Below are 5668 nucleotides of genomic sequence, written 5' to 3'. Positions count from 1 at the left end.
GGGGGGGGGGGGCTGCCAATGGCACGGGTTTCCCCAGTGGAAGGCTTCCTCCTTTTGGGGACAAGGAGAGGGCCCCAGGGGTCTACAGAGACCGCGGGGCCCTTCGCGTTGCCCCAGGAATCCGTTGCCCCAGGAATCAGGGGCAGGGGGTGCGCGGGCCGCCGGCCATGGGGACGCGGGGCGTGCCCAGGCGGCGGACCTCCGCGGTCACCACGTCCACGATCCGTTCCGCCTGGCCGTCCGTGAGCACCAGGGGCGGGGTCAGCCGGACCAGGCCGAACGCCGCCGGGATGAGGACACCCGCTTCGGCGGCCCGGGCGGGGATCGTACGGGCGCGTTCCGCGACCGCCGCGCCGCCCGACAGTTCCACGGCGAGCATCAGGCCACGGCCCCGTACGGTCCGCACCCAGGGCAGTTCCTCCAACGGGCGCAGCGCGGCCAGCATCCGGGCTCCGGTCTCGGCAGCCCGGCGGGCGAGCCCTTCCCGTTCGATGATGTCGAGGTTGGCCAGGGCGACGGCGGCGGCCGTGGCGTGCCCGCTCGCGGTGAAGCCGTGCCGCAGCGGGAGGCCGTCGAGCATCTCCAGGACGCGGCGGCCGACGAGGACGGCGCCCATGGGGATGTAGCCGCTCGTCAGGGCCTTGGCCGTGATCACGATGTCCGGTTCGAGGCCGAGTCCGGGCGAGGCGAACCAGTCGCCGGTCCGCCCGTATCCGGTGGCCACCTCGTCGGCGATGAGCAGGATGCCGTGGGCGTCGAGGACCCGCCGCACGGCGGGCCAGTAGCCCGGCGGCGGCACCACGTTGCCCGCCACACCCATGACGGGCTCGCCGATGAACGCACCGATGCGGTGGGCTCCGACGCGGTGGATCGCGTCCTCCAGCTCGGCCATCAGGTACGGGACGGGGCCGGGGCCGAGCGCGGCCGGGTCGGGCCGGGTGAGCCTGACGGTGTACCGGGAGGACGCGGCGCCCAGGCCCCGGTGGACCTCGTCGCGCGCGGTGACCGCGAGGGCGCCGGCGGTCGCGCCGTGGTAGGAGCCTTCGAGGGCGAGCACGTACGGCCGGTGCTGTCCACGGTGGTGGAAGTGCGCGAGCCGGGCCAGTTTGAGGGCGGTCTCGGTGCCCTCGCTGCCGGAGGAGGTGTAGCTGACCCGGCTGCCGGGGGCCGGTGAGAGGGCGGCGAGTCTGCGGGCCAGCAGGAGTGCGGGCTCGTTGACCGGTCCCGCGTGCAGGGGGTAGGCCATCAGTTCGCGCATCTGGGCGGCCGCGGCGTCGGCGAGTTCCGCGCGGCCGTAGCCGACCGCGCACTGTCCGAGACCTGCGAGGGTGTCGACGAGCGCCCGGCCGGCGCTGTCCCACACCACCGCTCCGCGGCCGCGTACGAGGCACAGCCGGTCGGCCGGAGACCGGCCGACCGGGGCGTTGGGGAGCAGGACGGGGTAGCCGGTGTCCCGGTCCGCCGCGGTGTGCGCGGCCGGGTGGGGACCGGCCTGCAGGGGGGTCTTCGGCAGCATGTGCGCCTCCTCGCGTCACGTGGTGCGGGACGCGTTCACGGTAGGCGCGGGACCCGGAGAGCCCCGTCATGCGTTCGAGCGAACACCAGGACGACGGGCGGCCCGTCCCCGTCATTCGAGCATGTGGGTCCGCATGGCCTTCGCGACGACCGCGCCCCGGTCGGAGACGCCGAGCTTCTCGTACAGCCGGCGCAGGTGCGTCTTGACCGTGGTCGGCGCGAGGAACAGCTCCTTGGCCATGTCGGGCACCGACAGACCTTGGGCGATCATCTCGAGGACCTGCCGTTCGCGGGCGCTGAGCAGCGGTTCCTCCGACCGGGCGCGCAAGCGCACCTCGGAGGCCAGCCCGGTGACCAGCTCGGGCGGCAGGACGCTCTCGCCCTTGGCGCAGGCTATGACGGCCGCGACGATGTCGTCCCGGTCCGAGCCCTTCGAGAGGTATCCGGAGGCGCCCTCCTGCACGGCCCGGTAGACGACGTCGCTCTCGGTCGTGGCGGACAGCAGCAGCACACGGGTCGGCAGTTCGTCCCGGGCGACGGCGTGCGCCACTTCCAGGCCGTCGAACTCCGGCATGCGGTAGTCGAGCAGGGCCACCTCCGGCGCGTGCTCGCGGATCGCCTCCAGCGCGGCGCGTCCGTCGCCGACGGCGGCCACGACCTCGATGCGGCCGCTACCGGTCAGCGCGGAGACGATGCCCTCGCGGTAGACGGGGTGGTCGTCGCCGACGACCACGCGCACCCGTTCCTTCTGTCCGTACGTCATGTCGCCCCTTCGCCGAAGTCGCCGTCGCGGTCCGGGTCCTGGTCGCGGGTACGGTCCACGGGCACGCTGACCCGGACCCAGGTGCCCCGCTCGACGGGGAGCAGTTCCATGCGTCCTCCCAGGGCTTCGATGCGGGCGCGTTGCGAGGCCATTCCTATGTGGCCCTCGGCCAGCCGGTCGGCGATCAGGTCCACGTCCACGCCGACGCCGTCGTCCTGCACTTCCAGGATCACCGCAGTTCCGGTGTCCCGCAGCCCCACGCGCACGTGGGTGGCCCGGGCGTGCCGCACCACGTTGCCCAGCAGCTCGCGGGCCGCCCCGAAGAGCATGGGGTCGGCCGGTGTCCGGCGCGGCCGCTCCAGCTCGCAGTCGACGGTGACACCGGCGCGCTCCGCGGCCGTCTCCGCCAGGGTGCGTACCGCCGCGGCCAGGCCCGCCTCCTCCAGCACGGAGGGGTGCAGGGTGACGCTGACCTGGCGCAGTTCCCGTTCGACGTCGGCGAGCAGGTCGAACGCCCGGTCCACGTAGGCGGGGCCGCCGTCGGCCGCCTTGCGTGCCTGGCCGAGGTCCTGGCGCACCGCGAGGACCGTCTGCAGCGGGCCGTCGTGCACGGACTCGGCGACGGCGCGGCGTTCCCGGCTCTCCGCCGACACCACGTCCTCCAGCAGGACGGAACGGCTGACGGTCAACGCGGCCACGCCCGCGAGACGGCGTTCCTGGACGCGCGAGACGGCGATGGCGACGACACAGAGCAGCACCAGCATGGCGAGGATCGTGACGCCCTGGCCCGTGCCGAGCTCCTTGCGGAAGGCGGGGTCCGACAGGACGGCGCCACCGCCCGCGATGGCCGCCAGCGACAGCAGGAGGGCCTTGCGGCCGGGGTGGGTGGCGGTGAAGAACGGCAGGAAGGCCAGCAGCCCGAGCGACAGGTAGCTGCCGATGGACAGGAACTGCAGCACGCACACGGCGGCGACGTCCACGATGGCCATCGGGGCGACGTCCCGCATGCGCCGGGCCCGGCCGGGACGGTGCCGCCACATCCACCAGGTGCCCGCCGCCAGCAGGCCGTACACGCCGACCAGCGCGAACTGGGCCGGCCACTGGTCGGACGGGGTGCCCGCCCACGCCACCAGGGCCATGACGGCCACCAGACCGAGCCGCAGGATGCTGCGCAGGCGCTGCGCCTGCTCGTCGAAGGCGAGGTGGATGGCGGCGACCGCGTCGGTGCCCGCCGTGGCACCGGGCTCCACCGGCGGCCGGCGCGGGACCGGGCGCCGTCCGGCCGCTTCGCCGCCGTCCTGGTGCACCGTCCCAGTCTAGGTCGCCCCGTACGGACGGTGCCGGACGACGGCACCGGGCGGACAGCTCCGGGCGACGCCACCGTCCGCCCGGGCCCGTGGCGCCGTCGGACTCCTCCGAACGGGTGCGGGGCGGAGGAAGCGGCCCGGGCCGGTGGTCGGCCCGGCCGGGCGGTCCGCCGACCCGGGCCGGCTTCCTACTCTGGCGCCCCGCGAGAGAGCGGTCCCGAAAGGAGGACGCCATGCGCGCCACACTGATCCAGCTCCGCGTGGACGACACCGAGGACGCGGCGGCCCGCCGCAGCCGGGCGGCGGAGCTCGTACGCGCCCGGGCCGGGGACGACCTGGTCGTACTGCCCGAAGGATGGGCGGCCGGAGCGTGGAACCACGCCACCTGGCCCCGCGACGCCGAGCCTCTGGACGGGCCGACCGCCCGGGCCATGTCCGGGGCGGCCCTCGACGCAGGCGTCTGGCTGCACGCCGGAACCATCGTGGAACGGGACCCGGACGGCACCCTCTACAACACCGCCCTGCTGTTCGGCCCGGACGGAGTGCTCCGGGGCCACTACCGCAAGATCCACCGGTACGGCTTCGACACCGGGGAGGCGGCCCTGATGGGCGCCGGCCGGCAGATCGTGACCGTGCCGACCGGCTTCGGTACGGTCGGCCTCGCCACCTGCTACGACCTGCGGTTCCCGGAGCTGTTCCGCGCGCTGCTGGACGCCGGGGCGCGGTTCCTGCTGGTCCCGGCGGCCTGGCCCGTCGGACGCCTCTCCCACCTGCGGCTGTTCGTCCGTACGCGGGCCGTCGAGGAGCAGTGCTTCGTGCTGGCCTGCGTCGCCGCCGGCGACCACGGCGGGGTCTGGCAGGCCGGGCACAGCATGATCGTCGACCCGTGGGGCGAAGTCCTCGCCGAGGCTGGCGAGGACGAGGAGATCCTGACCGCCGTCATCGACCCGGCGGCCGTGGACCGCGTCCGGACCGAGCTGCCGGTCCTGCGCGACCGGGTCCTGGGCATCCCCGCCCCGGACCCTGCCGCCGCGCCGTAGTGCGATCGGATGACGGGGCGGGGGACGGCGCACCGCTCGGCGGCCCGACCCGACGGACGACGCGGCGCCGCGTACCGCTCCCGCACAGTCGGAGAGCGCGGGCGCGCCGCACTACCCGCACCACCCACACCGCCCGCACCATCCCACCCGCTCCACCACATTCCGGGAGTCGCATCATGAACGACCGTGCCATCGCCGCCGAGTTCACCGGTACCGCCCTGCTCGTCTTCTTCGGTGTGGCGGCCGCCACCATCGGAGGCCCGACGATCGGGGCGGTGGGCATCGCCTTGGTCTTCGGCCTGGTGCTGCTCGCCCTCGCCTACGCGCTGGGCCCGGTCTCGGGGGCGCACCTCAATCCCGCGGTGACCTTCGGCCTGCTGCTGGCCGGGCGGATCGGGCCGCGGACCGCCGTCCGGTACGCCGTGGCGCAGTGCGCGGGAGGTGTCGTCGGTGCGGGCGTGCTCTACGCGCTCGTCAGTGCCATCCCCGGTTTCACCGTGCACGGCGCCTTCGGTTCCAACGGCTGGGGAGCCCGCTCCGCGGTCGGCATCAACGGGGCCGGCGCCTTCCTCACCGAGGCCGTACTGACCATGCTCCTGGTCCTGGTGGTCCTCGGCGTCACCCGCCGCACACCCGCTCCGGGCGCGGGCGGCGCGGCGATCGGCCTCACGCTCTGCGCGCTGGTGCTGGTCGGCCTGCCGCTGACGGGCACCGGGGTGAACCCGGCCCGCAGCCTGGGTCCGGCCGTGTTCGCCGGCGGTCCGGCCCTGTCCCAGCTGTGGCTGTTCCTCGTCGCCCCGCTGGTAGGTGGCGCGCTGGCGGCCGGCATCGACCGGCTCGTCCACCCCGTGCCGCGCGCCGTCGCCGCGGTGCCCGGCCGTGACACCGCGGTGGTGCGGGCCGCCTGAGGTGCGGTCGCACACCCCATGCCGCCGGGGGGGGGGGGGGGGGGGGGGGGGGGGCAGGAGCACAGCGGAGGCCCACCCTCGCCCCGCGCGCCCCGGGGTCCACAGTTTCTCTGTTGTGGACAGGGGGGTAGAAAG

5 protein-coding genes are annotated in these 5668 nt (G+C 74.8%); 2 read left to right on the top strand and 3 right to left on the bottom strand.

The window, feature by feature from the left end:
- Positions 1–136 precede the first annotated feature (136 nt).
- The 3 genes from ACFRU2_RS04330 to ACFRU2_RS04320 form a co-directional block, all read right to left on the bottom strand.
- Positions 137–1516: an aspartate aminotransferase family protein gene (locus ACFRU2_RS04330; RefSeq protein WP_382967392.1), complete on the bottom strand. Its 1380-nt coding sequence runs from the start codon at positions 1514–1516 to the stop codon at positions 137–139.
- A 111-nt stretch (positions 1517–1627) separates the two neighbouring features.
- A complete protein-coding gene (locus ACFRU2_RS04325; RefSeq protein WP_382967390.1) occupies positions 1628–2278 on the bottom strand; it encodes a response regulator in 651 nt (216 codons plus the stop codon).
- The gene (locus ACFRU2_RS04320) at positions 2275–3585 is read right to left on the bottom strand and encodes a sensor histidine kinase (protein ID WP_382967388.1); all 1311 of its coding nucleotides are present in this window, start codon (positions 3583–3585) and stop codon (positions 2275–2277) included. Before ACFRU2_RS04320 ends, ACFRU2_RS04325 begins: the two co-directional genes overlap by 4 nt.
- 233 nt (positions 3586–3818) lie before the next feature.
- Between ACFRU2_RS04320 and ACFRU2_RS04315 the strand changes: the two genes are divergently transcribed.
- Together ACFRU2_RS04315 and ACFRU2_RS04310 are read left to right on the top strand one after the other, a co-directional pair.
- Entirely contained in the window at positions 3819–4625 is an 807-nt protein-coding gene (locus tag ACFRU2_RS04315) for a nitrilase-related carbon-nitrogen hydrolase (RefSeq protein WP_382967387.1), read from the top strand.
- A 176-nt stretch (positions 4626–4801) separates the two neighbouring features.
- A complete protein-coding gene (locus tag ACFRU2_RS04310; RefSeq protein WP_382967385.1) occupies positions 4802–5533 on the top strand; it encodes an aquaporin in 732 nt (243 codons plus the stop codon).
- Positions 5534–5668 lie beyond the last annotated feature (135 nt).

This window comes from Streptomyces sp. NPDC056883, assembly GCF_042788835.1.
GTDB classification, from domain to species: Bacteria; Actinomycetota; Actinomycetes; order Streptomycetales; family Streptomycetaceae; genus Streptomyces; species Streptomyces stoeckheimensis.
This window is presented reverse-complemented; position numbering and strand designations above follow the sequence as displayed.